Genomic DNA, 25,736 nt, shown 5'->3' with positions numbered 1-25,736 from the left:
TAGCCGCCACCCGGCTTTGTGTTTACCGCATCGCACGTCTCAAAATACGCTCCGCCTGACGCTGGAAGTCAGCGGCCGTCTCTTCCACGGTTTTCTGCCCGTAGTCGATATACTGCAAAGAGGTACCGAACTGCGCCACAATCTGTGGGTCGTCAAAGTATGGCGAGACGGTGAGTTTCGCCGGCAGCGACTGCGCCAGGCGCAGGCCCGCCACGGATGGATCGTCCTCTTTAATGGTGCCGTCTTCGGTCAGATACTGCACCGCCACTTTGCTCAACGGCACGCCGCGCTCAAGACCCAGCGTATCGACCCCTTCTTTGCTGTTGAGCAGGAAGTTAATCAGCTTCGCTGCCGCTTCCGGGTTTTTGGTCGTCTTACCAATCGACAGCATCTGCGCCGGTTTGAAGAACAGACCCGCGTCGGTGGCGCCCGGCAGCATTGGGTAGCTGCCCAGCTCCAGTTTCGCCGGTGGCTTCAGGTTGTCGGAATATTTGTTGATGGTGGAGTTCCACATGTAGGTGCCGCCCCATTCACCCTGGATCCACGGCTTCATCTCATACATGTTGCTCTTACCGAACGAGGCATAGTATTTGGTGTCCGGCATGACGTGGCTGTCGATCAGCTTTTTGTAGGTCTGGAAAAACTCCACCCACTGTTCCTTTGTGTAGCTGAACTTTTTGGTTTTCTCATCCACCGCAGGAATGTTGTACTTCTGGATCATGTACGAATTCAGCAGCGCCAGCGTATCCTGGTGCTCCAGGATCACCGGATAGTATTGCTTGCCGAGCTTGCTCTCGAAGGTTTTACCGGCCGCCATCAGCTCGTCCCAGGTTTTCGGGTACGCAATACCCGCTTTTTTCCAGGTTTCGTCATTGAAGTAGAACACGCGCGCCGTCACCGAGATCGGAATGCCGTTCAGCTTGCCGTCCACGGTGGTGGTTTGCAGCTCTTTGGGATCGAACTGCGACAGGTCGATCACGTCCTTCATCTTGTTCAGATCGTAGAAGCCGTCACCGGTTTTGGAGAAGATCGGCAGCCAGTTCCAGTTGGTCTGCATCACGTCCGGCTCGGTGCCGCCCGCAATCTGGGTGGTCAGACGGGAGAGGTGACCGTCCCAGCCGGTGTATTCCGCTTTTACGTTGATGTCCGGGTTCTGCTTATGGAACTCTTCCAGCGCTTTCAGAGTGACCTGGTGACGGCCATTGCCGCCCCACCAGGACATCCGTAAATCCACATTCTGCGCCATCGATGGCAAAGCGGTAAGGCCCAGGGTCGCGGAGATTGCTGCACTTAAAAGCACTTTTTTCATTTTTATCACTCCATCAGAGAGAGAGGTTCTGTTCAGTTTTTGCGTCAAAAATATGACACTTGTTCATCTCAAACGTGAAATACACCTTACGATGAAGCCCTTTATCAATCATTGGCTTAGCTTCATCGGACGGGATTCGGGCGGTCAGTTCGTAGTCCGCGACCTTCAGGTACACAAAGAATTCGTGGCCCATGTTCTCCACGCGCACCATCTCCCCGCTACAGCCGCCATTCGGGAAGGGCTCATCAGAGAGCGACACAAATTCCGGGCGCACGCCGTAGAAGATCTCCTGACCCGCGTAAGCCGCGACTTTCTCCTGCTTCTCCGCGTTCAGCGGCATGGTTTCATCGCCAATGGCGATGTGCAGCTGGCCCGCTTTTTCGACCAGCACGCTTTTGCGTATATTCATCTCCGGCGCGCCGATAAAGCCCGCCACGAACATGTTCTTCGGCTTGTGGTAGAGGTTGTCCGGCGTGTCCACCTGCATGATATGGCCGAGCCTCATCACGCAGATGCGGTCGCCCATGGTCATCGCTTCGGTCTGGTCGTGGGTCACGTAAACGGTGGTCGCCGGTTTTCCTGACTTCTTCAGCTGCTTGTGCAGGTCAGAAATACGGATACGCATCGAAGCGCGCAGTTTGGCGTCGAGGTTTGAAAGCGGCTCATCGAACAGGAACACATCCGGTTTTTTCACAATCGCACGGCCTACCGCCACGCGCTGCGCCTGGCCGCCGGAAAGCTGGCGCGGCAGGCGGTCGAGCAGCTCTTCCAGCTCAAGAATTTTGGCGGCTTCATTCACCTGAGACTCAATCTGATCTTTCGGCAGTTTGCTCAGCTTGAGACCAAAGGCCAGATTCTCGCGCACCGTCATGTGCGGATAGAGGGCGTAGTTCTGGAACACCATTGCAATACCGCGCTCCTTCGGCGCGAGGTTGTTCACGATCTTGTCGCCGATGCGCACCTCGCCGCCGCTGATGGTTTCCAGCCCCGCCAGCATGCGCAGGGTCGTGGATTTGGCGCAGCCGGACGGCCCGACAATCACCATGAATTCCCCTTCAGCAATTTTAAGATCGATAGCGTGTACCGCTTTAAAGCCGTTGGAGTAGACCTTTTCCAGCTTGTTGAAAATAACTTCAGCCATGGTATTTCCCTCTTAACCTTTAATTCCGCTGCTGGTGACGCCCTGTACGAAGTAGCGCTGTGCCAGGAAGAAGACAATGATGGATGGCAGAATGGAGATGCTCGCCATTGCCAGAATTTCGTTCCACGGCGCGCCTTCGGTGACGTCGATGGACATTTTCAGCGCCAGTGCGATGGGGTATTTATCCACGCTGTAGACGTAAATCAGCGGCCCGATAAAGTCGTTCATGGACCACATGAACTGGAACAGGGCGACGGAGATAATGGCCGGTTTCAGGATCGGTACCACCACGTACCACAGCACCTGGAAGGAGTTACAGCCGTCAATCTGCGCCGCCTCTTCCATGTCTCGCGGGACGCCGCGCAGGAACTGGATCAGCATGAAGACGAAGAACCCCTGAGTGGCGAAGGCCAGCGGCAGGTACAGCGGCATATAGCTGTTGAGCATGCCCATTTCACGGAACATGAGGTACTGCGGGATCAGCAGCACGGTGCTGGGCAGCAGCATGGTAGTGATGAGCGTGGCGAACCAGAACTTCTTCCACGGGATCTCGAAGCGGGCAAAGCCGTACGCCACGATGGTGGAGGAGATAATGGTCAGGATCACTTTCGGGATCACATACTTAAAGGTATTCAGCATGTAATGGCCGAAGTTGTACTCGGTGCCGGTTTTCCAGCCGTTCACGAAACCATCCCAGGTGGCGTGGGCTGGCCACAGGCTCAGGGTGGTGAAGATCTCGTGGTTCGGTTTGAACGACGCGGAGAACATCCACACCAGCGGGTAAAGCATCAGCAGGCCGACAACCAGCAGGATCACATAGCGAACGGAGGCGTTGATTTTCTCTCTGCGCAGCGTGCGGGCCACTTCGCGTTCGGCGACGCTTCTTGCCGTGGAGAGTTGTTGAATATCAGCCATTTTTGCCTCCTTTATCGGCTGAGTAAAACACCCAGTATTTCGACGACTTAAAGGCGATACCGGCGAAGACGGCCACCACCAGGAACAGGATCCACGCCAGCGCCGCGCCATAGCCCATATCGAAATACTTAAACGCGGTGTCGTAGATGTAGAGCGAGAACAGATAGGTCGAATAGGTTGGCCCGCCGCCGGTAATGACGTACGGCCCGGTAAATTCCTGGAACGCCTGCGTGGTCTGCATGATGAAGTTGAAGAAGATCACCGGCGTAATCAGCGGCACGGTCACCTTCATGAACATCTGCCATTTCGATGCGCCATCGATCATTGCCGCTTCATACTGGGACTGCGGTACGTTTTGCAGCGCGGCCAGGAAGATGACCATCGCGGAACCGAACTGCCAGACGCGCAGCAGGGTAACGGACATCAGCGCCAGCGACGGCTCGCCCAGCCAGTTCACCGAATCAAAGCCAAATACACCGATAAAGCTGTTCAGCAGACCATCAATGGCAAATAAGGCGCGCCACAATACGGCAATGGCGACGGAGCTGCCGAGGATCGACGGAATATAGTAGGCCGTTCGGAAAAAGCCGATGCCGCGTAATTTAAAGTTCAGGACAAAGGCAATTCCTAATGCAAAGGCGAGCTTTAACGGGATGGTTAAAAATACATAGGCAAAGGTTACGCCCATGGATTTCCAGAAGAGCGTGTCTTCGGTAAACATGTAGCGATAGTTTTCAATGCCGTTAAACACCGGCGGACTCATCAAATCGTAATCCGTAAAGCTGAGGAAAAACGATGAGACGAAGGGGAATGCCGTAAAGAGTATCAGCCCGATGATGTAGGGTGATATCCATGCGAGCCCCAGCAGCTTGTTTTCATTCATACATACCTACCTGGCAATCAATGGTTTAATACGAAATCTGCTTTGTTACATTTTCCCAGGCCTGCGATGCGCGGCATGAGAGCTGAAATTCAGGGTGCAACGTCTGGCAACGGCGAAATCTACGTTTGTTTTTTAACGCTTTTTTGTCTTTCTTTGTGCTGTAAGCGCTTCTGGTTTCAAAAGAGCTGAACCGGCGTTCTTGGATACTAAAACATCGTTTTATTTTATATTATTGCGATTTATTTCTGCGTCATTCGCTTAATGGTGGAAATGTGATCGGCGTCGAAACGCTGTTTCAATATAGTGAGGGAGGTGGCATTTTTGACTTTTCACGAAGCTTTGCCGCCGGCCATGAGGAAGAGATAACGAAGCAAAAAGGGAGCGGGAATAAGAATAGTCACGCAGCGTGGCTAACTACCAGATCTGATAGCAGGTCTACAGATGTACCAATTCGTCATTCAGATAATTCTTACATTCTTGTATGATTTGTTACACCGGAACCAGTCAGGCAGAATTTCACTGCATCCTTAAAAGAAGAACAGTTATGTCAGCGATGGATTTCAAAAAACATACGGATCTCAACTTTCCTCACTATGCTCCCCCGGCGGTCAGCGCTAAAGAAATAGATCTTCTGGGTCTGCTGGACGTCCTGCTGGCAGCAAAAAAACGCATCATCACTATTGTCTTTGCATTTGCACTGGTCGGCCTGGCAATCGCCTTTCTGATACCGCAAAAATGGACCAGTAAAGCGGTCATTACGCCCGCGGAACAGACGCAGTGGAGTTCGCTACGCCAGATGATGGTGGCGCTCCAGGTGCTTGATGTCGACGTGAAAATTACCCGTGCGGATGTGTTTAATCTGTTTATCAAAAAGTTTCAGTCCCAGTCTCTGCTTGAAGAGTACATGAAGAGCTCACCTTACGTGATGGCTCAGCTCGATGGCGCTCAGGTTGACCCGCTGGAGCTGCACCGCGCGGTGGTCAATATTGCCGAAAAGATGAAAGCCGTTGATAACACGCAGGAAAAAAATGCCGATAAAGCACCGTACCTCTCCTGGACGTTAAGCTTCACTGCCCCAACGGCAGAGGACGCGCAGAAAGTGTTGAATGGTTACATTCAGTACATCTCCCGCATCGTCGAGCAGGAGACCATGCAAAACATTCGCGATCAGCTGATCCTGAGAACCAAAACGGTTCAGCAGCAGCTGGAGCTGGATCGGGTCCGTCTGACAAATATCCATAATACCAACCTGCAACGCCTGAACTACTCGCTGGAAGTGGCGAACGCGGCAGGGATCAAAAAGCCGGTCTACAGCAATGGACAGGCGGTGAAAGACGATCCGGATTATTCCGTCGCCCTCGGTGCGGACGGGATTGCGCAGAAATTGCAGATTGAAAAAAATCTGAAGGACGTTTCTGAGCTGAACGCCGATTTCCAGAACCGCGAATACTATCTGGCACAGCTGCAAAAACTTTCCTTCGAAGATGTGAGCCTGGAGCCGTTCAAATACCAGCTTTCACCTTCTATGCCGGTGAAAAAAGATGGCCCGGGCAAAGCCCTGATCGTGCTGCTGGCGTGTATTCTGGGTGGACTGTTCGCCTGTGGCAGCGTGCTGCTGCGCGAGGCAATGAGCACCCGCAACCCGCTGCCGGAACAACTTCCTGAGCCGGTTACGGAATAACATCAAAAAAGGTGCTCAACTGAGCGCCTTTTTTTATTTCAGGAAATCTTCGCGAACCGGCGTAAAGGTATCCAGCAGGGTGCCGGGTTTCAGGCAAACGCAGCCGTGCATCACGTGCGGCGCTTTATAGAGGGTGTCGCCCGCCATCACCACATGCTTCTCCTCGCCAATGGTGAACTCAAATTCCCCCGAGAGAACGTAGGTGAGCTGCTCATGCGGATGGTTATGCATCGGGCCAATCGCGCCTTGCTCGAAATTCACTTCCACCGCCATCATCCTGCCGTCGTGCGCCAGAATACGACGCGTCACGCCGTTGCCCAGATCCTCAAGCGTGGTCTCTTTATGGAAAATAAACATATTTTCGCCCTGTTATGTAATGAAACATTGTTTCAATTAATTTATCTCACCCGCGGCGAAAAGGAAACGTTTAGCCAAATAACTGGAAAGGCGATCACAAGTTTGCTTCACTGGGTGAAACGCACAGGAGGAAAGATGAAAACGATCGGTCTGTTAGGGGGCATGAGCTGGGAATCAACGATCCCGTACTACCGCCTGATTAATGAAGGTGTCAAACAGCGTCTGGGCGGTCTGCATTCGGCCAGCCTGCTGCTGCACAGCGTGGATTTCCATGAAATAGAAGCCTGCCAGTCGAGCGGGGAGTGGGACAAAGCCGGGCAGATGCTGGCGGACGCCGCGCTCGGGCTGGAGCGTGCGGGCGCGCAGGGTATTCTGCTGTGTACCAACACCATGCATAAGGTGGCGTCGCACATTGAAGACCGCTGTTCGCTGCCGTTCTTACATATCGCGGATGCCACCGGGCGTGCCATACGTGCCGCCGGCATGACGCGCGTGGCGCTGCTGGGGACGCGCTACACCATGGAGCAGGATTTTTACCGCGGGCGGCTGAACAGCCAGTTCGGGATTGAAAGCCTGATCCCTGAAGAGGCTGACCGGGCGCGCATTAACCAGATTATTTTTGATGAGCTGTGTCTGGGCACCTTCAGCGAAACGTCGCGCGCATGGTACGTCAGCGTGATTGAGAAACTGGCGCAGCAGGGGGCGGAAGGGGTTATCTTCGGCTGTACCGAAATTGGCCTGCTGGTGCCGGCAGACCAAAGCCCGATAACGGTCTTCGATACCGCCGCCATCCATGCCGCGGATGCGGTGGAGTTCATGCTGTCATAGTGGTTTTTGCAGGTCAGGTAAGCGAAGCGCCACCTGACGCGCGTGCGCAATCAGGTGTTCACTAAAGGCATCAACCAGCGCTGAGGCGGGCCGGTGCAGCGGGCGGATCAGGCTCACGGTAAAGGGAACGGAAACGCTAAAACGGCGCAGAACCACGCCGCTGCTGGCGTAGTCCATGGCCGTGAGCGGGTTCACCACCGAAATACCCACGCCCGCGCGCACCATCGCGCAAATAGACGCCGCACTGTGCGTTTCCATCACCATCCGCCGCTTCACCTGATGTTCGGCAAACAGGCCATCCAGAAGCTGCCGGTAGCTGTCGGTCTGCGACAGGCTGATATAGTTCTCACCGTGAAAATCCGCCGGCGTCAGCTCCGCTTTGGGGGCAAGCGGGTGGCTGGCAGGTAGCACGCAGACCTCATCCAGCGACAGCAGCTCCGTGCGTTCCGTTCCCGCTGGCGTGACGAGGGTTTCGGTCAGACCCAGATCGTGGCGCTGGGCCGAAAGCCACTCCTCCAGCAGCGGCGACTCCTGCGGCACGATGGTCAGGCTGACCTCCGGATAGCGGGCCAGAAACGGCTGTAACAGTACCGGCAGGAATGACTGGGAAAAGACCGGCAGGCAGACGATGGACAGCTCGCCCTGGCGGAACTCCCTCAGGCTCTCTGCCGCGCTCACGATCCTGTCCAGCCCGTACCAGGAGCGCTGAACCTCCTCAAACAGGCGTAAACCCTGCACCGTTGGATGCAGCCTGCCGCGGGCGCGTTCAAACAGCTTCAGCCCCAGCACTTTCTCAAAACGCGCCAGCTCGCGGCTGACCGTCGGCTGCGAGGTGTGCAGCATGTGCGCGGCTTCAGTGAGATTGCCGGTGGTCATTACCGCATGAAAAATCTCGATATGGCGTAGGTTAACGGCGGGCATAGGGCACCTGATGGCTGAGCGTAGTCCATATCATTTTTGCATAGACTCACGATAAAACGATATTTTTTATTCTCTCCAGGCTATGGCGTAATGATAAAAAACAGATTTCCGGAGACGACCATGCCACGCCCACTCAACCAGACTGAGACCGATTTAAACGCCGATAACCTGCTGCGCTTGCCTGCCGAATTCGGCTGCCCGGTGTGGGTCTACGATGCGCAGATTGTCCGCGAGAAGATCGCCGCGCTGCATCAGTTTGACGTGGTGCGTTTTGCGCAGAAGGCCTGCTCCAATATTCATATTCTGCGCCTGATGCGCGAGCAGGGCGTGAAGGTTGACTCCGTATCGCTGGGTGAAATCGAACGTGCGCTGGCGGCCGGGTTTGATCCGAAAGCCGACAGCGACGCGATCGTCTTCACCGCTGACCTGATTGACGACGCCACGCTGGCGCGCGTGCACGAGCTGCAAATCCCGGTCAATGCCGGTTCGGTGGATATGCTGGAACAGCTTGGGCAGGTCTCTCCTGGCCATCGCGTCTGGCTGCGCATCAACCCGGGCTTTGGTCACGGTCACAGTCAGAAAACCAACACCGGGGGCGAAAACAGCAAGCACGGGATCTGGTATGCCGATATGCCTGCGGCGCTGGAGGTTTTACAACGCTACAACCTCAAGCTGCTGGGCATTCACATGCATATCGGGTCCGGCGTGGATTACGGCCATCTTGAGCAGGTCTGTGGCGCCATGGTGCGTCAGGTTATCGATTTTGGTCAGGATCTGGAGGCGATCTCCGCCGGGGGAGGGCTTTCGATTCCTTACCGCGAAGGGGAAGAGGCGATCGACACGGATCACTATTACGGCCTGTGGAGCGCCGCGCGTGACAGCATCTCCGCCCATCTGGGCCATGCGGTGAAGCTGGAGATTGAGCCGGGTCGTTTCCTGGTTGCCGAGGCCGGCGTGCTGGTGGCGCAGGTGCGGAGCGTGAAGGAGATGGGAAGCCGTCACTTTGTGCTGATTGATGCTGGCTTCAACGATCTGATGCGCCCGTCCATGTACGGCAGCTATCATCACATCACCGCACTTGCCGCCGATGGCCGCGATCTGGTTAACGCCCCGCGCATCGAGACCGTTGTTGCCGGCCCGCTGTGTGAATCCGGTGACGTCTTTACTCAGCAGGAAGGCGGGAAAGTCGAAACCCGTTCGCTGCCAGAGGTAAAACCGGGAGATTATCTGGTGCTGCATGATACCGGTGCGTACGGGGCGTCTATGTCTTCCAACTACAATAGCCGCCCGCTGCTGCCGGAAGTATTGTTTGATAACGGCGTGGCGCGGCTGATTCGCCGTCGCCAGACCATTCAGGAGCTGCTGGCGTTAGAGCTGGTCTGATTAAACCAGGGCCCTGTTGTCACCGAATCGCGTAACACCAGGGTGCCGGTGAACGGCGGGATCGCTTCAACCGGCTGGTTTTTTGCCAGCCGGATCGCCTGGTCGATCGCCGTGACGATCATGTTGTCGATCGGCAGATACACCGACGACAGGGCAGGCTCCAGCCACTTTGCGCTGGGGGCATCGTCAAAACCAAACAGCGAAATATCCTGCGGGATCTTCAGCCCGGCCTGGTGTAATGCTTTGGAGGCGCCCAGGGCCATATCATCGTTACAGGCAAACAGGGCGCTGAACGATGTCTTTTCCGCAATCAGCTCCTTGCACAGCTCGTAACCCCGCGTCATGCCTGCATCGCCGTATTTAATCCGCCGCTCGTCGAGACGAATACCGTGCTTCTCCAGCGCCTTACGGTAGCCCATCAGTCGCGCTTTACCCGTTGGCGTGTGGATCGGGACGGTGATACAGGCGATCTCCCGGTGGCCCTGGCTTATCAGGTAATCCACCGCTTTGAAGGCTGCGTCCTGCTGTTCAAAGAAGACGCAGCGATCCGCCGCCTGGCTCACTTCACGGTTAATGATCACCAGCGGCGTCTGCACGCTGTTGATCAGCTTCAGGATCGTCTTTTCGCTCATGTAACGCGTATACAGCACGATGGCGTCGCACTTGCGATCGGCGAGCATCTGGACCGCCTGTTCTTCCTGCTCAGGGGCGTCGTGACCGTCGGTAACAATCAGCTGTTTTCCGTGCTTTTCGGTCTGCCGTGACGCCTGCTGTAGCAAACGACCAAAGTAAAAACCGTCGAACGTCGAGACGACCAGACCAATGCTGTTGCTGGTCTGGTTAGCCAGCGAACGCGCGAGAAAGTTCGGACGATAGCCCAGCTCCTCCATCGCGCGAAATACCTGCTGACGCGTGCTCTCTTTAACCTGACCTGTGCCGTTCAGCACGCGCGAAACGGTGGCCTTCGACACGCCCGCACGCAGTGAGACATCCAGCATTGTTGCCATTCGAAATTCCTGTTTCCACGTAATGGTTTGCAGTTTAACACAGACCATCCGGCGCATAAGCGACGTGGGAAGGGCAAAACCCCATAACGATCACGCTTTTCGGTAACGATCCTCGCCCGCGGGATAAATGCCTGTCATTGGCATGCCAAAATGGTGATAAATCGCAATCTGGAATACCTCTTACCTCATTGAGAGCTTAATCACAGAACAAAGCGCCTGTGGACGCTATTTTTGGCATACCAATAGTATCCGGCTGTCCATCTTATTCAATAAAAGCCCTTTTACTGAGGTATTACCCTATGGCATTTCAGGAAAAACTGATCGACGCTCTGGGCAGTTTTGCCACCACCTTCAACAGCTATCGCTATATCCAGGCGATTAAGTCTGCGTTTATTACCTTAATGCCGGTCATCATTGTGGGGGCGTTCTCGGTACTGATCTCCAATATGGTGCTGGATCCGAAAAACGGCCTGGCGAGCTTTCAGTCGCTGTCGTTTCTGGCGGCGTTAAAGCCGATCACCAGCGCGCTCAACTATGCCACGCTCAACTTTCTCAACATCGGCGCGGTGTTTTTAATCGGCATTGAGCTGGGGCGTATTAACGGCATTAAGTCCCTGTTCCCCGGCCTGCTGGCGGTGATCTGCTTTATCTGCGTGACGCCGACCACGGTGGAAATGCTGGTGGACGGCGAGATGCACGTGGTGAAAGACGTGCTGCTGCGCCAGTTCTCGGATACCCGCAGCCTGTTCCTCGGCATGTTTATCGCCATCCTGTCAGTGGAGATTTACTGCTGGCTGGAAAACCGCAAGGGGCTGAAAATCAGGATGCCGGACACGGTGCCGCCGAACGTCGCCGCGTCGTTCTCTGCGCTGATCCCGGCCATTATCACCACCACCGCCATCGCCACCTTTGGCTTCGTGTTTCATCGGGTTACCGGAATGTATCTCTACGACGCGGTTTACCAGGTGGTGCAACAGCCGCTGGAGCGCGTGGTGCAAAGCCTGCCGGGGATCCTGCTGCTGATGTTTGTCGCCCAGCTGTTCTGGGTGATTGGTATTCACGGCAACCAGATGATCAAGCCGATCCGCGAGCCGCTGCTGCTGGGGGCGATCACTGTCAACATGAGCGCGTTCGAGCAGGGCAAAGAGGTGCCAAACATCATCACCATGCCGTTCTGGGACGTCTATATGAGCATCGGCGGCTCCGGCCTGACCATCGGCCTGCTGATAGCCGTCATGATTGCCACCAAACGTAAAGAGATGAAGGAGATCGCTAAGCTCTCCATCGGCCCGGGTATTTTTAACATCAACGAGCCGGTGATCTTCGGGATGCCAGTCATGCTCAACCCGATCCTGGCTATCCCGTTCATCATCACGCCGCTGGTGACGGGCTCGATTGGCTACTTTGCCACCGTGACCGGATTTGCCGGGAAAGCCGTGGTGATGGTGCCCTGGACCACGCCGCCGCTGATCAACGCCTGGCTGTCAACCGCGGGCTCCATGGGGGCGGTGATCACCCAGTTTATCTGCATCGTGACCGCGGTGATTATCTATCTGCCGTTTGTGAAAATTGCCTCACGCCGCGCAGATCAGGCCGCACTGCAACAAGCCACCGATAACGCATGAGGACAGGATGAGCATAAAACAGATAACCATACCGCCAGATTTTATGCTGGGCGCGGCGGCATCGGCCTGGCAGACCGAGGGCTGGAGCGGCAAAAAGCCGGGGCAGGATTCGTGGATCGATCTCTGGTACAAGAACGATCGTCACGTCTGGCACAACGGCTACGGCCCGGCGGTGGCAACCGACTTTATCAATCGCTTTCGCGAAGACGTGGCGCTGATGAAGCAGGCGGGACTGACGCACTATCGCACCTCGATCAACTGGTCGCGCTTTTTGACCGACTATGAAAACGCCACCGTAGATGAAGAGTACGCCGCCTATTACGACGCGCTGTTCGATGAAATGCACCGTCAGGGCATTGAGCCGATGATCTGCCTGGAACACTACGAATTGCCGGGCGTGCTGCTGGAGACCTACGGCGGCTGGGCGTCGAAGCACGTCGTCGAGCTGTTCGTTCGCTATGCGGAAAAGGTGTTTGAGCGCTTTCACGGCAAAGTCACCCGCTGGTTTACCTTCAACGAGCCGATTGTGGTCCAGACGCGCGTCTACCTCGACGCGCTGCGCTGGCCCTATGAGCAGAACACCAGCACCTGGATGCAGTGGAACCACCATAAGGTGCTGGCGACGGCGAAAGTGGTGAAGCTGTTTCGCGAGAAAGGGTATGACGGCTCGGTGGGCTGTATTCTTAACCCGGAAGTGACCTATCCGCGCTCGCGCGCGCCGCATGACGTGCGGGCGGCAGAGATGTACGATCTGTTCTATAACCGCGTCTTTCTTGACCCGCTGGTGCACGGGCGCTATCCGCAGGCGCTTTTTACCCTACTGGCGAAGCATCAGGTGCAGTGGGATTACACGGCTGACGAGCTGGCGCTGATTGCCGACAACACCGTCGACGAGCTGGGCATTAACCTCTATTACCCGCATCGCGTCAAAGCCCCGTCCCGCGCCTGGCACCCGGAGACGCCGTTCCACCCGGCGTACTACTACGAGCCGTTCGAGCTGCCGGGGCGGAGGATGAACACCTCCCGCGGCTGGGAGATCTTCCCGCGCATTATTTACGACATGGCGATGCGGATTAAAAACGACTATCGCAACATTGACTGGTTTGTAGCGGAAAGCGGGATGGGCGTGGAGAACGAAGCGCAGTTTCGCAATCGCGACGGCATTATCGATGACGCATACCGCATTGCGTTTCTCAGCGAACATCTTTATTACACGCTGCTGGCGCGGGAGGCGGGGGCTAACTGCCACGGCTATATGCTGTGGGCCTTCACCGACAACGTCTCCCCGATGAACGCGTTTAAAAACCGCTACGGGCTTATTGAGATCGACCTTGAAAACCATCGCGCACGGCGGGCAAAGAAATCGGCATCCTGGTTTCGCCAGCTGCGCGACGAGCGCGTGCTAACCCTCAGCGTTGACGATGAATGGAAGTAAGCCTTCTGGTAAAATAGCGCACAAACTGGCCGGGAGGACGTCCGGCCCGCGCATTAACTGAAAAACACAGGTGAAAACGTGGATAAGGCTGTCATCCTGCCGGAAAAAAAACAGTACCAGGAGATTGGCGAGGATTTACGGGCGCAGATTATCCAGGGGCATTATCCCGTGGGATCGCGTCTGCCGCCGGAGCGCAACATCGCCGAGACGTATGGCGTGAGCCGCACTATCGTGCGCGAGGCGCTGCTGATGCTTGAGCTACAGGGGACGGTGGATATTCGCCAGGGGTCTGGCGTGTACGTGATGCGCATTCCGGAGGAGCATGAAAACGAGGAAGAGCGTTTTCTGAACAGTGACGTGGGTCCGTTTGAAATTCTTCAGGCGCGTCAGCTGCTTGAAAGCAACATTGCCGCCTTTGCCGCAAAAATGGCGACGCGGGCGGATATCGACAACCTGCGCCGCATCATCGAGCAGGAGCAACGGGCGATTGCCGCCGACGATCGCAGCCAGGACAACAACAAAATGTTTCACCTGGTGCTGGCGGGGGCCACACAAAACCAGATGCTGCTGGCGACCGTTGAAAGCGTCTGGCATCACATGGACAGCAGCCCGCTGTGGCAGCAGTTTAATGGCCACATCGCCAGCCGCGCCTGGCGGCTGAAATGGCTCGGCGACAGGCAAACCATTCTCGCTGCGCTCCGCCGCCGCGACGTGATGGGGGCGTGGCAGGCAATGTTCCAGCATCTTGAAAACGTCAAAAAGAGCCTGCTTGAGCTGTCAGACGAAGACGCGCCCGATTTTGACGGCTATCTCTTTGAATCGGTCCCCCTTTTCCAGGGGAAGCTGGTGTGAATATACTGCCGCTTTACGCTGCGCCGCAGTTTACACCGCGGGTGATCGACTGGATCTGGAACGCGTTTGGTGAAGGTATGCCGCGAGCCTTTTTCCAGAGCATTGTTGAGCACAGCCTGACGCCGGGCGAGTTACCGCTCACCTTTATTGCCGTTGAGGATGACCAGCTGCTGGGCACCGTTGGGTTGTGGCGTTGCGATTTAATTTCCCGGCAGGATCTCCACCCCTGGCTGGCTGCGCTGTATGTCGATGAAGCCGCCCGGGGAAACGGGCTGGCGGGAAAACTTCAGCAGCATGTTATCGGCTACGCGCGACGCGCCGGGTATCACGAGCTTCATCTCTGGTCTGCCTGCCGCGACTTCTACGAACGTTACGGCTGGCACTACATCGGCGATGCGCTGGAATACCCGGATAAAACCGTCCATCTCTATCGCTGTTCGCTCACGGCTTCCGCGGGCGATACCACCGAGTGACGGCGCACTAAGGTTGGGCTGAACAGGTGGGTAATTTCCGGTGGCGGGCGATGCTCGGCCAGCGCTAACGCCAGTTCTGCCGCCTGCGTTGCCATGGTCACAATCGGGTAGCGCACGGTGGTCAGGCGAGGGCGCACGTAGCGCGACACCAGCACATCATCAAAGCCAATCAGCGAAATTTCTGCCGGGACGTCAATCCCGTTATCATTCAGCACGCCCATTGCGCCGGCGGCCATGGAGTCGTTATAGCTGGCCACGGCGGTGAAATTCCGCCCGCGGCCCAGCAGCTCCGTCATCGCCTGCTCGCCGCCACTCTCATCCGGTTCTCCGTACGCCACAAGACGATCGTTGCACGGCAGACCGGCTTCGCGCAGCGCGTCGTAATAGCCCTGAAGGCGATCTTCCGCATCGGAAATTGGGTGGTTGGAGCACAGATAACCAATTCGGGTATGGCCCTGCTGGATCAGATGACGGGTTGCGAGCCATGCGCCGTAACGGTCGTCGAGCGCCACGCAGCGGGTTTCAAAACCGGGAATAATACGGTTGATAATCACCATCCCCGGCATCTGTTTCATCAGATGGATCAGCTCGGCGTCGGGGATCATTTTTGCATGGACCACCAGCGCCGCACAGCGATGACGGATCAGCTGCTCAATGGCCTGGCGCTCTTTCTGTTCATTGTGGTAGCCATTACCAATCAGCAGGAAATTTCCGGTGTGATAAGAGACTTGTTCTACGGCTTTGACCATTGCACCGAAAAACGGATCGGATACATCCCCGACCACCAGCCCGATGGTTTCTGTCGACTGCTGGGCAAGGGCGCGCGCGTTGGCGTTAGGGTGATAATTCAGGTTTTCCATGGCGTCCTGCACGGCCTGGCGCGATGCATCACTCGCTTTAGGGGAGTTGTTGATCACGCGGGAGACGGTCGCGACGGAAACACCGGCCAGACGAGCCACATCCTTAATTGTCGCCATTCAATACCTTCTTATAGGGGTAAGCGTTTACACACTAACTAGTGTTGCGGAAAAGCGGCGCGCATTCAAGGGGAGCGGGTGAGCGTCCACTGCAAACGTGAAGCAGAACATCCCTCGCGGTGTAATCGTTACACGGCCAGTCATGTCTGAATAATGTCAATCTGAACCTTTAGTTACACTTTGCCTCAGGCTGTTGCGATTGTCCGTTAGCAACGATGCGTTGTGAATTGCTAGAGTCGAGATCCCAGAGGTATTGATAGGTGGAATCAACTTCGGTTGATTAACACGATTTACACCAACCTGCGTTTTACGCAGGTTTTTTTTGCCTGTAAGTTCAACCTGTAACAGCAAAAGAGAATATTCACACTTGGTTGCACTTCGGCTCATTCCCTTGCGTTTTCCCGCTGGCGAAGCCTGTCGCCGGAGGCCACAATCAAGATCCCAGAGGTATTGATTGGTGAGAATTCCTGGTACGTTTTCGTACTCTTCTCTTGCACCAACCTGCGCGGATGCGCAGGTTTTTTTTCGCCTCTGTTTTTGCTATCGCTCCCTCACTACTTCTCGTGTAATCTGCCACCATTTATACCTTTCACACTGGCTGGCAAAGGGAGTTGAAATGCTTTTTGGGTTCTTCCGCACACTGTTTCGTGTCCTGTTTCGCATCCGCGTGACTGGCGATACGCAGGCACTCTATGGCGAGCGTGTGCTTATCACACCGAATCACGTCTCTTTTCTTGATGGCGTATTGCTGGCGCTGTTTTTGCCCGTGCGGCCCGTCTTCGCGGTGTACAGCTCCATCAGTGAAAAATGGTACATGCGCTGGCTCAAACCGCTGATTGATTTTGTCCCGCTCGACCCAACCAAACCGATGATGATTAAGCATCTGGTGCGTCTGGTTGGGCAGGGGCGCCCGGTGGTTATCTTCCCGGAAGGGCGTATTTCAGTGACGGGCTCCCTGATGAAAATTTACGACGGGGCCGGTTTTGTCGCGGCGAAGTCTCAGGCCACCGTCGTGCCGCTACGCATCGACGGGGCTGAGCTGACCTTTTTCAGCCGTCTGAAAGGGCTGGTGAAGCAGCGTCTGTTCCCGAAAATTACGCTGCATATATTACCGCCGACGTCACTGCCGATGCCCGAGGCGCCGCGTGCGCGCGACCGCCGAAAAATCGCCGGGGAAATGCTGCACCAGATTATGATGGAAGCGCGCATGGCCGTTCGCCCGCGCGAAACGCTGTATGAATCGTTGCTGTCGGCGCAGTATCGCTACGGTGCGAAGAAAAACTGCATCGAAGACATCAATTTTACGCCGGATACCTACCGTAAGCTGTTGACCAAAACGCTGTTTGTCGGGCGTATTCTGGAAAAGTACAGCAAACAGGGCGAAAAGATCGGCCTGATGCTGCCAAACGCGGGTATCAGCGCGGCGGTAATCTTTGGTGCCGTCTCCCGGGGCCGCATTCCGGCGATGATGAACTACACGGCGGGCGTGAAAGGGCTCTCCAGCGCGATTACCGCAGCACAAATCAACACCATCTTTACCTCCCGCCAGTTCCTGGATAAAGGCAAGCTGTGGCACCTGCCGGAACAGCTGACGCAGGTGCGCTGGGTGTTCCTGGAAGATCTGAAAGCAGACGTCACGACCGCCGACAAGCTGTGGATTTTCGCGCACCTGTTGATGCCGCGTCTGGCGCAGGTTAAGCAGCAGCCGGAGGATGATGCCATTATCCTCTTTACCTCTGGCTCTGAAGGTAACCCGAAAGGTGTGGTTCACAGCCACAAAAGCATTCTGGCGAACGTCGAACAGATTAAAACTATTGCTGACTTTACCGCCAACGATCGCTTTATGTCAGCGCTGCCGCTGTTCCACTCATTTGGTCTGACCGTGGGTCTCTTTACGCCGCTGCTGACCGGTGCCGAGGTGTTCCTCTACCCAAGCCCGCTGCACTACCGCATTGTGCCGGAACTGGTTTATGACCGTAACTGCACGGTGCTGTTCGGGACGTCCACCTTCCTCGGTAACTACGCGCGCTTCGCCAACCCGTATGATTTCTTCCGCGTACGCTACGTGGTGGCGGGCGCGGAAAAACTCCAGGACAGCACGCGCCAGATCTGGCAGGACAAGTTTGGCCTGCGCATTCTGGAAGGCTATGGCGTGACGGAGTGCGCGCCGGTGGTCTCCATCAACGTTCCGATGGCGGCAAAACCGGGAACGGTTGGCCGCATTCTGCCGGGGCTGGACGCACGTCTGCTGGCGGTGCCGGGTATTGAAGACGGCGGACGTCTTCAGCTGAAAGGGCCGAACGTCATGAACGGCTATCTGCGTGTGGAAAACCCGGGCGTGCTTGAGGCGCCGACGGCCGAGAACGTCAATGGCGAGGTTGAAACGGGCTGGTACGACACGGGCGATATCGTGCGCTTCGACGATCAGGGCTTCGTGCAGATCCAGGGACGTGCAAAACGCTTCGCCAAAATCGCCGGGGAAATGGTCTCTCTTGAAATGGTCGAAACGCTGGCGACCGCCGTCTCGGCGGAGAAAATGCATGCGACCGTGGTGAAAAGTGATGCCAGTAAAGGCGAGGCGCTGGTGCTCTTCACGACAGACGGTGAACTGAAGCGTGACGCGCTGCTCAGGTATGCACGCGAACACGGTATCCCTGAGCTGGCGGTCCCCCGCGATATTCGTTACCTCAAACAGTTACCGGTGCTGGGCAGCGGTAAACCCGATTTCGTGACCCTGAAGGGCATGGTTGAAGAGGCAGAACAGCAAAATGCGTGAGTCAGTGCACACTAACACTTCAATCTGGTCGAAAGGCATGATGGCGGTTATCGCCGCCCAGTTTCTTTCCGCGTTCGGCGATAACGCGTTGCTGTTTGCCACGCTGGCATTGCTGAAAGCTGAGTTTTATCCCGACTGGAGCCAGCCGATCCTACAGATGGTGTTTGTGGGTGCTTACATCGTATTTGCGCCGTTTGTCGGCCAGGTGGCGGACAGCTTCCCGAAAGGTCGGGTCATGATGTTTGCCAACAGCCTTAAGCTTCTGGGCGCGGCAAGTATCTGCTTTGGTATCAACCCGTTTGTCGGCTACACGCTGGTGGGCATTGGTGCGGCAGCCTACTCCCCGGCGAAGTACGGTATTCTGGGTGAGCTCACCACCGGTGATAAGCTGGTGAAGGCCAACGGCCTGATGGAGTCCTCCACCATTGCGGCTATTCTGCTGGGTTCGGTGGCGGGTGGCGTACTGGCAGACTGGCATGTGCTCGCCGCGCTTGGCATCTGCGCCCTGATGTACGGTGGCGCGGTGATCGCCAACCTGTTTATCCCCAAACTGGCCGTGGCGCGTCCGGGGCAATCCTGGCGCTTCGGGCCAATGACCGGCAGCTTCTTCAACGCCTGCCGCGTACTGTGGCGTAACGGTGAAACACGCTTCTCGCTGATGGGCACCAGCATGTTCTGGGGGGCCGGCGTTACGCTGCGTTTCCTGCTGGTGCTGTGGGTGCCGGTGGCGCTGGGTATTACTGACAACGCCACGCCGACTTACCTGAATGCAATGGTCGCCGTCGGGATTGTTGTCGGGGCCGGGGCTGCGGCAAAACTGGTGACGCTGGAAACCGTCGCACGCTGCATGCCTGCGGGGATCCTGATTGGCGTCGGCGTTCTGTTCTTCTCCCTGCAATATGCCATATTGCCTGCCTATGCCCTGCTGTTGCTGATCGGCATGTTAGGCGGTTTCTTTGTGGTGCCGCTAAACGCGCTGTTGCAGGAGCGCGGCAAGCAGACCGTTGGGGCGGGTAACGCCATTGCGGTGCAAAATCTTGGTGAAAACATGGCGATGTTACTGATGCTGGGGATTTACTCGCTGGCGGTAAAAGCAGGTGCGCCGGTCGTGGCAATCGGGGTGGGATTCGGCGCGCTGTTCGCGCTGGCGATTAGCGGGCTGTGGGTCTGGCAGCGTCGTCGTTGAATTGTGCGGCCTGATGCCCTCACCCCGGCCCTCTCCCACGGGGAGAGGGTGAAAACCCTAAAAACGGCAACGCACGTTGCCGTTTTGCTTTTATTACGGTGCCGGGTAGGTATAAACCTGATGCACCGCTTCAATCTCCGCTAATACCTCTTCACTCAGGTTCAGATGGAAACTCTCAATATTGGTTTTCAACTGATCCATCGTCGTTGCGCCGAGCAGGGTACTCGCCACAAACGGCTGACGACGCACGAAGGCCAGCGCCATCTGCGCCGGATCGAGTCCGTGGCGTTTCGCGATATCCACGTAGGCCGCAACGGCTTTTTGCGTCTGCTCGCCGCTATAGCGGGTGAAGCGGCTGAAAAGGGTGTTACGCGCGCCAGCCGGTTTCGCGCCGTTCAGGTATTTGCCCGTCAGGGTACCGAAGCCCAGGCAAGAGTAGGCGAGCAGCTCCACCTCTTCGTACTGCGTCACCTCCGCCAGACCTACTTCATAACTGCGGTTCAGCAGGCTGTACGGGTTCTGAATGGTCACTATGCGCGGCAGGTCGTGTTTATCAGCCAGATGCAGATAGCGCATCACGCCAAACGCCGTCTCGTTGGAAACGCCGATGTAGCGGATCTTACCCGCCCGCTGGCACTCCGTGAGCGCTTCCAGCGTTTCCAGCAGGGTAACGGCCGGAGCACTTTCGTTCCAGGTGTAGCCAAGCTTACCGAAGCAGTTCGTCGGACGCTGCGGCCAGTGCACCTGATAAAGATCGAGATAGTCGGTTTGCAGGCGCTTAAGGCTGGCATCCAGCGCGGCACGGATATTCTTGCGATCGAGGATCTGGTTAGGGCGGATCCCGGCATCGTTATTACGGGAAGGGCCGCTGACTTTGGAGGCGATGACCAGCTTTTCGCGATTGCCGCGTTTCGCCAGCCAGTTGCCGACATACGTTTCAGTAAGACCTTGTGTTTCCGGGCGGGGAGGAACGGGGTACATCTCCGCAACGTCAATCAGGTTAATGCCCTGGCTGACGGCGTAATCGAGTTGTGCATGGGCATCGGCTTCGCTGTTTTGTTCACCAAATGTCATGGTGCCCAACCCCAGTTGGCTGATCTCCAGAGCGCTGTGGGGGATACGGTGATAATGCATAGCCGGTTTCCTTTTTTTGACATACAGACTGCGTCAGGAACCTCCCGACAAAGGAATATAAACATGGCAGAGGGAAGGCAAAAGGGGAAGGAAAAAATCAAAAAGGCCAGCAAGCTACTGACCTTTATCTGTTTAACGCTCGATGATCTGGGAGACTTCGTCGCGATTAATCTGCATTTGATTGCCTTCGCGATCGCGGTAACTCACCAGACCGGTATCGTCGTCGACTTCGGGTTTGCCATCGGTCAGGATCATACGACCATCTTTCGTTGACATGACATAGTCGCTGCTGCAACCCGATACCGCAAACGCTAAACCGACTGCTGAGATAATTACTGCCCATTTTTTCATCGTTCTCATCCTCACCTGGCTCGTATCAAATCATAGTGTAGTAATAACCTGATATTACGACAGGTGAAAGGGGGGAAATCTTAAAAAGGAGGAGAATATGTTAGCCGGAGCGCAAAATTGGTAAAAAACTATGTTTTCAACAGGAAGTGGCGTGCCAGCAGCGCCCCGGTGAAATTCTTTTTAAGATAGAAACCGCGCGGCAGCGTCAGGATCGGTTCGCCCTGCGCACCTACCGCTTCAGTGAGCGCTTTGCTGTTGGCGGCTTTGGGACGAAGTTGCAGCACTTCGCCATGCCGGGCGGTGATCCGCTCAACCTGTCCCAGCACAATCATGTCCATCAGCTCTTCCCAGTCCTGGGAAAGCTGTCTCTCCTCTTCATCATTCGGGCTCCAGAGCAGCGGGGCGCCAACGCGACGCTCAGCCAGCGGGATCTGCCTGTCGCCCTCAACGGGTACCCACAAAACCCGCTTCAGCTTATGCCTGACATGGCTGGTTTCCCAGGTCACTCCGCTGTTACCCGTGAGCGGCGCAACGCAGACAAAGGTGGTTTCCAGCGGCCGCCCCTGGCTATCGATGGGGATCGTCTTCAGTTCCACCCCCAGCGCCGCAAAATCTTGCTCGGGTTTACTGCCCGCGCTTGCGCCCAGCCAGCGCTCCAGCAACACGCCGATCCAGCCTTTATCACGCTTCAGATCGTTGGGTATCGTCAACCCCGCCATCACGGCCAGCTCGCCCAGTGAATAGCCTGCCAGACGTTGTGCCTGCTGGAGCAACTGGGCTTCACTGACGGGAGGAGAGAGCAGTGGGGCGAGAGAATGCATGCTAACGACCTTTTGATTAAAAAATGAGCTGATATTTTATCCCTTGTGGACAGAGTTTACCTTTTTCTGCGTGCCTATTCCATGTTGATGATTTATATCATCTTTTTTAGAATATAATCCGTCGCGCGGCGGCTGTAAAACAGGTTGTGCAATTCTGGTCACTGACAATAAACAGGATCTTACACCATGTTATCCACAGAAAAATGGGATAACTGGGAATAACTGCCACTACTGTTTCAATTTACAGCCTTGACGTGCGATGAAAATCGAATTTTCACACAAATTGTGCCTAACTTATTGGCACAAACTGTGGATAAAACCGACGCTGTTCGATCTTTCATCAGCAGGAGGATCTTTGATGTGACGATCGTCACGTTTATCGCCCTGGATACCCTTAATTTCAATATAATCATATGAATTTAAATGATTTATTCTAAGCGGGGTAACTTGGCGACTCGTCGGGTTACAAGGTTGTTCATCGGTAATTCCGCACTTCTTCACAACTATATCCACAGAAAAGGTGAATAAAAACGGTCTCTGTTGCCCGTATCTGTTTATAACTCCTCCCTAAATTGTGAGTTATTCAAATGTTATTAGGTTGCAGGCCTGTAAGAGAGTGGTTTACCGCCTCCCTGTAGTGTGAAACAATCATTCATATATCAGATTTAGTTTGGGGTAGTCCGGTGATTGATGACGATGGCTACCGCCCAAACGTAGGAATAGTAATTTGTAATCGTCAGGGCCAGGTGATGTGGGCCCGGCGATATGGTCAGCACTCCTGGCAGTTCCCGCAAGGCGGGATCAATCCCGGAGAGTCCCCAGAACAAGCGATGTACCGGGAGCTGTTTGAAGAGGTTGGTTTAAGCCGAAAAGATGTTCGCATCCTGGCTTCGACCCGCAACTGGTTGCGTTACAAGTTACCGAAACGTTTGGTGCGTTGGGACACAAAGCCGGTTTGTATCGGCCAGAAACAGAAGTGGTTTCTTTTGCAGTTGGTGGGCAACGATTCAGATATCAATATGCAAACCAGCAGCACGCCAGAGTTTGATGGCTGGCGCTGGGTAAGCTACTGGTATCCGGTTCGTCAGGTCGTGTCATTTAAGCGCGATGTATATCGTAGGGTGATGAAAGAGTTCGCAAGTGTCGTGATGCAGCTTCAGGAGACGCCTCCGAAGCCACAGAGCGCACCTGCCTGGCGACGTAAAAGAGGTTAAGCTACGCAAATCATGCTCACCCGCTTGCGAGAAATAGTTGAAAAGGTTGCCAGTGCGCCTCGCCTCAACGAGGCGCTGAATATTCTGGTGACGGACATCTGTCTTGCGATGGAAACCGAGGTCTGTTCGGTCTACCTGGCCGACCATGACCGACGTTGCTACTACCTGATGGCAACCCGCGGTTTAAAAAAACCACGGGGACGCACCGTCACGCTCGCGTTTGATGAAGGTATTGTTGGCCTGGTCGGGCGACTGGCGGAGCCAATCAACCTTGCCGACGCGCAAAAACACCCCAGCTTCAAATATATCCCTTCCGTCAAAGAGGAGCGGTTCCGCGCTTTCCTTGGCGTGCCGATTATTCAGCGCCGTCAACTGCTTGGCGTGCTTGTTGTCCAGCAACGAGAGTTGCGGCAGTACGACGAAAGCGAGGAGTCTTTCCTCGTCACGCTGGCAACGCAGATGGCTGCGATCCTCTCCCAGTCTCAGCTGGCAGCCCTTTTTGGGCAGTATCGTCATACCCGCATCCGCGCGCTTCCGGCCTCGCCGGGCGTCGCGATTGCCGAAGGCTGGATGGATGCCACGCTCCCCCTGATGGAGCAGGTCTACGAAGCTTCTACGCTGGATGAAGCGCTTGAGCGCGAACGGCTTACCGCTGCGCTGGAAGAAGCGGCGAATGAGTTTCGTCGCTACAGCAAACGCTTTGCCGCTGGCGCGCAAAAAGAGACGGCGGCTATTTTCGATCTCTACTCACACCTGCTTTCCGATGCGCGTTTGCGTCGTGAGTTATTTGCCGAGGTCGATAAAGGTTCGGTGGCAGAGTGGGCGGTTAAAAAGGTCATTGAAAAATTTGCCGAGCAGTTTGCGGTGCTGACTGACGGTTATCTGAAAGAGCGCGCCGGCGATTTACGCGCGCTTGGGCAACGTCTGCTGTTCCACCTTGATGATACTATTCAGGGGGCGAATGCCTGGCCGAGCCGGTTTGTGCTGGTGGCCGATGAACTCTCGGCGACGACGCTGGCGGAATTACCGCAGGACAGGCTGGCGGGCGTGGTGGTGCGCGATGGCGCAGCTAACTCCCATGCCGCCATTATGGTGCGCGCGCTCGGTATTCCGACCGTGATGGGGGCGGATATTCAGCCCTCCGTACTGCATCGCCGTACGCTGGTGGTGGACGGATATCGCGGTGAGTTGCTGGTGGATCCTGAGCCGGTTCTCCTTCAGGAGTACCAGCGTCTTATCAGCGAAGAGAATGAATTAAGCAAGCTGGCGGAAGATGACGTCAACCTGCCCGCGCAGCTCAAGAGCGGTGAGCGGGTGAAGGTGATGCTCAATGCTGGCTTAAGCCCCGAGCATGAAGAGAAGCTCGGCAGCCGCATCGATGGCATCGGCCTCTACCGCACCGAAATACCGTTTATGCTGCAAAGCGGCTTCCCGTCAGAAGAGGAGCAGGTGGCGCAGTATCAGGGCATGTTGCAGATGTTTAACGACAAACCCGTCACGTTGCGCACCCTGGACGTCGGCGCGGATAAGCAACTGCCCTATATGCCTATCAGTGAAGAGAATCCCTGCCTCGGCTGGCGTGGGATCCGCATAACCCTCGATCAGCCGGAAATCTTCCTTATCCAGGTTCGTGCGATGCTGCGTGCCAACGCGGCCACGGGGAATCTCAGCATTTTGCTGCCGATGGTCACCAGTATTGACGAGATCGACGAAGCGCGGCGGTTGATAGAACGTGCAGGGCGCGAAGTGGAAGAGATGATCGGCTATGCGATCCCTAAACCCCGTATTGGCGTGATGCTTGAAGTGCCTTCGATGGTCTTTATGTTGCCGCAGCTGGCGACCCGCGTTGATTTTATCTCCGTTGGCACCAACGACTTAACGCAATACATTCTGGCGGTCGATCGCAACAATACGCGCGTTGCCAGCATCTACGATAGCCTGCATCCGGCGATGCTTCGTGCCCTGGCGATGATCGCCCGCGAAGCCGAGCAGCATAATATCGACCTGCGCCTGTGCGGTGAAATGGCCGGCGATCCGATGTGCGTGGCGATCCTGATTGGTCTCGGTTTCCGTCACCTGTCAATGAACGGACGTTCCGTTGCGCGTGTGAAATACCTGTTACGTCACATCGAACAAGATGAGGCGCGCGAACTGGCCGCGCGTAGCCTGGAAGCACAGCTGGCAGCCGAAGTGCGCCATCAGGTGGCTGCGTTTATGGAGCGACGCGGCATGGGCGGTTTGATCCGCGGCGGCCGCTGATCCCCACAAAATAATGACGGCTCCGACGACCCCCTCTCCCTTGAGGGACAGGGATGGGGCGAGGGGGAACAGCGCGCATGAAACCCTATACACATCTTTTACATCTCAGGCGCATCCTCCGCGCCTGCCTTATGCTATGATTCGCAACTTTGGAGCACCTGCCAACGGCGGGAATGCAATTCACCCGCTGTCCACTTTCAGCGGAATA

The 25,736-nt window shown here is 55.9% G+C and carries 22 protein-coding genes; 11 read left to right on the top strand and 11 right to left on the bottom strand.

Going from position 1 to position 25,736, the window contains the following annotated elements:
• Positions 1-22: 22 nt before the first annotated feature.
• Genes RS584_RS18835 through RS584_RS18820 form a run of 4 tightly spaced genes read right to left on the bottom strand, consistent with a single transcriptional unit; the run spans position 23 to position 4,248 of the window.
• Positions 23-1,309 (bottom strand): ABC transporter substrate-binding protein, encoded by a 1,287-nt coding sequence (locus RS584_RS18835; protein ID WP_017382862.1) that lies wholly within the window; start codon positions 1,307-1,309, stop codon positions 23-25.
• Between the two features lie 13 nt (positions 1,310-1,322).
• On the bottom strand, positions 1,323-2,450 hold the full coding sequence (locus tag RS584_RS18830; protein WP_315748449.1) for an ABC transporter ATP-binding protein: 1,128 nt from the start codon (positions 2,448-2,450) through the stop codon (positions 1,323-1,325).
• Positions 2,451-2,462: 12 nt separating this feature from the next.
• The gene (locus RS584_RS18825; protein ID WP_017692724.1) at positions 2,463-3,365 is read right to left on the bottom strand and encodes a carbohydrate ABC transporter permease; all 903 of its coding nucleotides are present in this window, start codon (positions 3,363-3,365) and stop codon (positions 2,463-2,465) included.
• Positions 3,358-4,248 carry an ABC transporter permease subunit gene (locus RS584_RS18820; protein ID WP_193041468.1) on the bottom strand — a complete coding sequence of 297 codons (891 nt, stop codon included), beginning with the start codon at positions 4,246-4,248 and terminating at the stop codon, positions 3,358-3,360. The genes RS584_RS18825 and RS584_RS18820 overlap by 8 nt, the downstream gene beginning before the upstream one ends.
• A gap of 544 nt (positions 4,249-4,792) precedes the next feature.
• On the opposite strand from RS584_RS18820, the gene wzz(fepE) reads away from it, so the two are divergent.
• Positions 4,793-5,929 carry an LPS O-antigen length regulator Wzz(fepE) gene (gene wzz(fepE) / locus RS584_RS18815; protein WP_017382859.1) on the top strand — a complete coding sequence of 379 codons (1,137 nt, stop codon included), beginning with the start codon at positions 4,793-4,795 and terminating at the stop codon, positions 5,927-5,929.
• A 33-nt stretch (positions 5,930-5,962) separates the two neighbouring features.
• On the opposite strand, the gene RS584_RS18810 is transcribed toward wzz(fepE), so the two are convergent.
• Complete coding sequence (locus RS584_RS18810) at positions 5,963-6,286, bottom strand: cupin domain-containing protein (RefSeq protein WP_015571763.1); 324 nt, start codon at positions 6,284-6,286, stop codon at positions 5,963-5,965.
• Between the two features lie 135 nt (positions 6,287-6,421).
• Here RS584_RS18810 and RS584_RS18805 point away from each other — a divergent pair, with 135 nt between their 5' ends.
• Positions 6,422-7,114 carry an aspartate/glutamate racemase gene (locus RS584_RS18805; RefSeq protein WP_015571762.1) on the top strand — a complete coding sequence of 231 codons (693 nt, stop codon included), beginning with the start codon at positions 6,422-6,424 and terminating at the stop codon, positions 7,112-7,114.
• Here the strand turns inward: RS584_RS18805 and RS584_RS18800 are convergent.
• Positions 7,109-8,035 carry a LysR family transcriptional regulator gene (locus RS584_RS18800; RefSeq protein WP_032649379.1) on the bottom strand — a complete coding sequence of 309 codons (927 nt, stop codon included), beginning with the start codon at positions 8,033-8,035 and terminating at the stop codon, positions 7,109-7,111. The two genes, RS584_RS18805 and RS584_RS18800, sit on opposite strands and share 6 nt — an antisense overlap.
• 120 nt (positions 8,036-8,155) lie before the next feature.
• Here RS584_RS18800 and lysA point away from each other — a divergent pair, with 120 nt between their 5' ends.
• Positions 8,156-9,418, top strand: a complete 1,263-nt coding sequence (gene lysA / locus RS584_RS18795) for a diaminopimelate decarboxylase (RefSeq protein ID WP_315748448.1) — start codon at positions 8,156-8,158, stop codon at positions 9,416-9,418.
• On the opposite strand, the gene RS584_RS18790 is transcribed toward lysA, so the two are convergent.
• Positions 9,388-10,425: a LacI family DNA-binding transcriptional regulator gene (locus tag RS584_RS18790; protein ID WP_003862814.1), complete on the bottom strand. Its 1,038-nt coding sequence runs from the start codon at positions 10,423-10,425 to the stop codon at positions 9,388-9,390. The two genes, lysA and RS584_RS18790, sit on opposite strands and share 31 nt — an antisense overlap.
• A 299-nt stretch (positions 10,426-10,724) precedes the next feature.
• Between RS584_RS18790 and RS584_RS18785 the strand changes: the two genes are divergently transcribed.
• From RS584_RS18785 to RS584_RS18770, 4 genes are all read left to right on the top strand, one after another.
• Positions 10,725-12,050 carry a PTS sugar transporter subunit IIC gene (locus tag RS584_RS18785; RefSeq protein ID WP_032649375.1) on the top strand — a complete coding sequence of 442 codons (1,326 nt, stop codon included), beginning with the start codon at positions 10,725-10,727 and terminating at the stop codon, positions 12,048-12,050.
• Between the two features lie 7 nt (positions 12,051-12,057).
• Positions 12,058-13,485 (top strand): glycoside hydrolase family 1 protein, encoded by a 1,428-nt coding sequence (locus RS584_RS18780; RefSeq protein WP_315748447.1) that lies wholly within the window; start codon positions 12,058-12,060, stop codon positions 13,483-13,485.
• Between the two features lie 78 nt (positions 13,486-13,563).
• Positions 13,564-14,337 carry a GntR family transcriptional regulator gene (locus RS584_RS18775; protein ID WP_003862809.1) on the top strand — a complete coding sequence of 258 codons (774 nt, stop codon included), beginning with the start codon at positions 13,564-13,566 and terminating at the stop codon, positions 14,335-14,337.
• The gene (locus RS584_RS18770) at positions 14,334-14,810 is read left to right on the top strand and encodes a GNAT family N-acetyltransferase (RefSeq protein WP_315748446.1); all 477 of its coding nucleotides are present in this window, start codon (positions 14,334-14,336) and stop codon (positions 14,808-14,810) included. Before RS584_RS18775 ends, RS584_RS18770 begins: the two co-directional genes overlap by 4 nt.
• Here RS584_RS18770 and galR read toward each other — a convergent pair.
• Positions 14,765-15,787 (bottom strand): HTH-type transcriptional regulator GalR, encoded by a 1,023-nt coding sequence (gene galR, locus RS584_RS18765; protein WP_003862806.1) that lies wholly within the window; start codon positions 15,785-15,787, stop codon positions 14,765-14,767. The two genes, RS584_RS18770 and galR, sit on opposite strands and share 46 nt — an antisense overlap.
• 616 nt (positions 15,788-16,403) lie before the next feature.
• Between galR and aas the strand changes: the two genes are divergently transcribed.
• Positions 16,404-18,563, top strand: a complete 2,160-nt coding sequence (gene aas / locus RS584_RS18760) for a bifunctional acyl-ACP--phospholipid O-acyltransferase/long-chain-fatty-acid--ACP ligase (RefSeq protein WP_032102920.1) — start codon at positions 16,404-16,406, stop codon at positions 18,561-18,563.
• Complete coding sequence (lplT, locus tag RS584_RS18755; RefSeq protein ID WP_315748445.1) at positions 18,556-19,749, top strand: lysophospholipid transporter LplT; 1,194 nt, start codon at positions 18,556-18,558, stop codon at positions 19,747-19,749. The genes aas and lplT overlap by 8 nt, the downstream gene beginning before the upstream one ends.
• Positions 19,750-19,842: 93 nt before the next feature.
• Here lplT and RS584_RS18750 read toward each other — a convergent pair whose 3' ends face one another.
• The 3 genes from RS584_RS18750 to mutH form a co-directional block, all read right to left on the bottom strand.
• Positions 19,843-20,883, bottom strand: a complete 1,041-nt coding sequence (locus tag RS584_RS18750; protein WP_015571754.1) for an NADP(H)-dependent aldo-keto reductase — start codon at positions 20,881-20,883, stop codon at positions 19,843-19,845.
• 132 nt (positions 20,884-21,015) lie between these two features.
• Positions 21,016-21,234 (bottom strand): YgdI/YgdR family lipoprotein, encoded by a 219-nt coding sequence (locus RS584_RS18745; RefSeq protein ID WP_003862794.1) that lies wholly within the window; start codon positions 21,232-21,234, stop codon positions 21,016-21,018.
• Between the two features lie 128 nt (positions 21,235-21,362).
• Positions 21,363-22,055 (bottom strand): DNA mismatch repair endonuclease MutH, encoded by a 693-nt coding sequence (gene mutH / locus RS584_RS18740; RefSeq protein WP_315748444.1) that lies wholly within the window; start codon positions 22,053-22,055, stop codon positions 21,363-21,365.
• Between the two features lie 683 nt (positions 22,056-22,738).
• On the opposite strand from mutH, the gene rppH reads away from it, so the two are divergent.
• Both rppH and ptsP read left to right on the top strand, forming a co-directional pair.
• Positions 22,739-23,269: an RNA pyrophosphohydrolase gene (gene rppH, locus RS584_RS18735; RefSeq protein ID WP_003862791.1), complete on the top strand. Its 531-nt coding sequence runs from the start codon at positions 22,739-22,741 to the stop codon at positions 23,267-23,269.
• A 12-nt stretch (positions 23,270-23,281) separates the two neighbouring features.
• Positions 23,282-25,528 (top strand): phosphoenolpyruvate--protein phosphotransferase, encoded by a 2,247-nt coding sequence (ptsP, locus tag RS584_RS18730; protein WP_015571752.1) that lies wholly within the window; start codon positions 23,282-23,284, stop codon positions 25,526-25,528.
• The last annotated feature ends 208 nt before the right edge of the window (positions 25,529-25,736 follow it).

Source organism: Enterobacter sp. DTU_2021_1002640_1_SI_PRY_ASU_LCPMC_013 (assembly GCF_032389435.1).
In the GTDB taxonomy this organism is placed as follows: domain Bacteria; phylum Pseudomonadota; class Gammaproteobacteria; order Enterobacterales; family Enterobacteriaceae; genus Enterobacter; species Enterobacter hormaechei_C.
The sequence above is the reverse complement of the archived record's forward strand: the minus strand, read 5'-3'. Positions and strand labels throughout refer to the sequence as shown.

Bases quoted from the DNA above. Each gene is read 5' to 3' on its own strand.
- RS584_RS18835 (WP_017382862.1), bottom strand. From the start codon at position 1,309: ATGAAAAAAGTGCTTTTAAGTGCAGCAATCTCCGCGACCCTGGGCCTT.
- RS584_RS18830 (WP_315748449.1), bottom strand. From the start codon at position 2,450: ATGGCTGAAGTTATTTTCAACAAGCTGGAAAAGGTCTACTCCAACGGC.
- RS584_RS18825 (WP_017692724.1), bottom strand. From the start codon at position 3,365: ATGGCTGATATTCAACAACTCTCCACGGCAAGAAGCGTCGCCGAACGC.
- RS584_RS18820 (WP_193041468.1), bottom strand. From the start codon at position 4,248: ATGAATGAAAACAAGCTGCTGGGGCTCGCATGGATATCACCCTACATC.
- RS584_RS18810 (WP_015571763.1), bottom strand. From the start codon at position 6,286: ATGTTTATTTTCCATAAAGAGACCACGCTTGAGGATCTGGGCAACGGC.
- RS584_RS18805 (WP_015571762.1), top strand. From the start codon at position 6,422: ATGAAAACGATCGGTCTGTTAGGGGGCATGAGCTGGGAATCAACGATC.
- RS584_RS18800 (WP_032649379.1), bottom strand. From the start codon at position 8,035: ATGCCCGCCGTTAACCTACGCCATATCGAGATTTTTCATGCGGTAATG.
- lysA (WP_315748448.1), top strand. From the start codon at position 8,156: ATGCCACGCCCACTCAACCAGACTGAGACCGATTTAAACGCCGATAAC.
- RS584_RS18790 (WP_003862814.1), bottom strand. From the start codon at position 10,425: ATGGCAACAATGCTGGATGTCTCACTGCGTGCGGGCGTGTCGAAGGCC.
- RS584_RS18785 (WP_032649375.1), top strand. From the start codon at position 10,725: ATGGCATTTCAGGAAAAACTGATCGACGCTCTGGGCAGTTTTGCCACC.
- RS584_RS18780 (WP_315748447.1), top strand. From the start codon at position 12,058: ATGAGCATAAAACAGATAACCATACCGCCAGATTTTATGCTGGGCGCG.
- galR (WP_003862806.1), bottom strand. From the start codon at position 15,787: ATGGCGACAATTAAGGATGTGGCTCGTCTGGCCGGTGTTTCCGTCGCG.
- aas (WP_032102920.1), top strand. From the start codon at position 16,404: ATGCTTTTTGGGTTCTTCCGCACACTGTTTCGTGTCCTGTTTCGCATC.
- lplT (WP_315748445.1), top strand. From the start codon at position 18,556: ATGCGTGAGTCAGTGCACACTAACACTTCAATCTGGTCGAAAGGCATG.
- RS584_RS18750 (WP_015571754.1), bottom strand. From the start codon at position 20,883: ATGCATTATCACCGTATCCCCCACAGCGCTCTGGAGATCAGCCAACTG.
- RS584_RS18745 (WP_003862794.1), bottom strand. From the start codon at position 21,234: ATGAAAAAATGGGCAGTAATTATCTCAGCAGTCGGTTTAGCGTTTGCG.
- mutH (WP_315748444.1), bottom strand. From the start codon at position 22,055: ATGCATTCTCTCGCCCCACTGCTCTCTCCTCCCGTCAGTGAAGCCCAG.
- ptsP (WP_015571752.1), top strand. From the start codon at position 23,282: ATGCTCACCCGCTTGCGAGAAATAGTTGAAAAGGTTGCCAGTGCGCCT.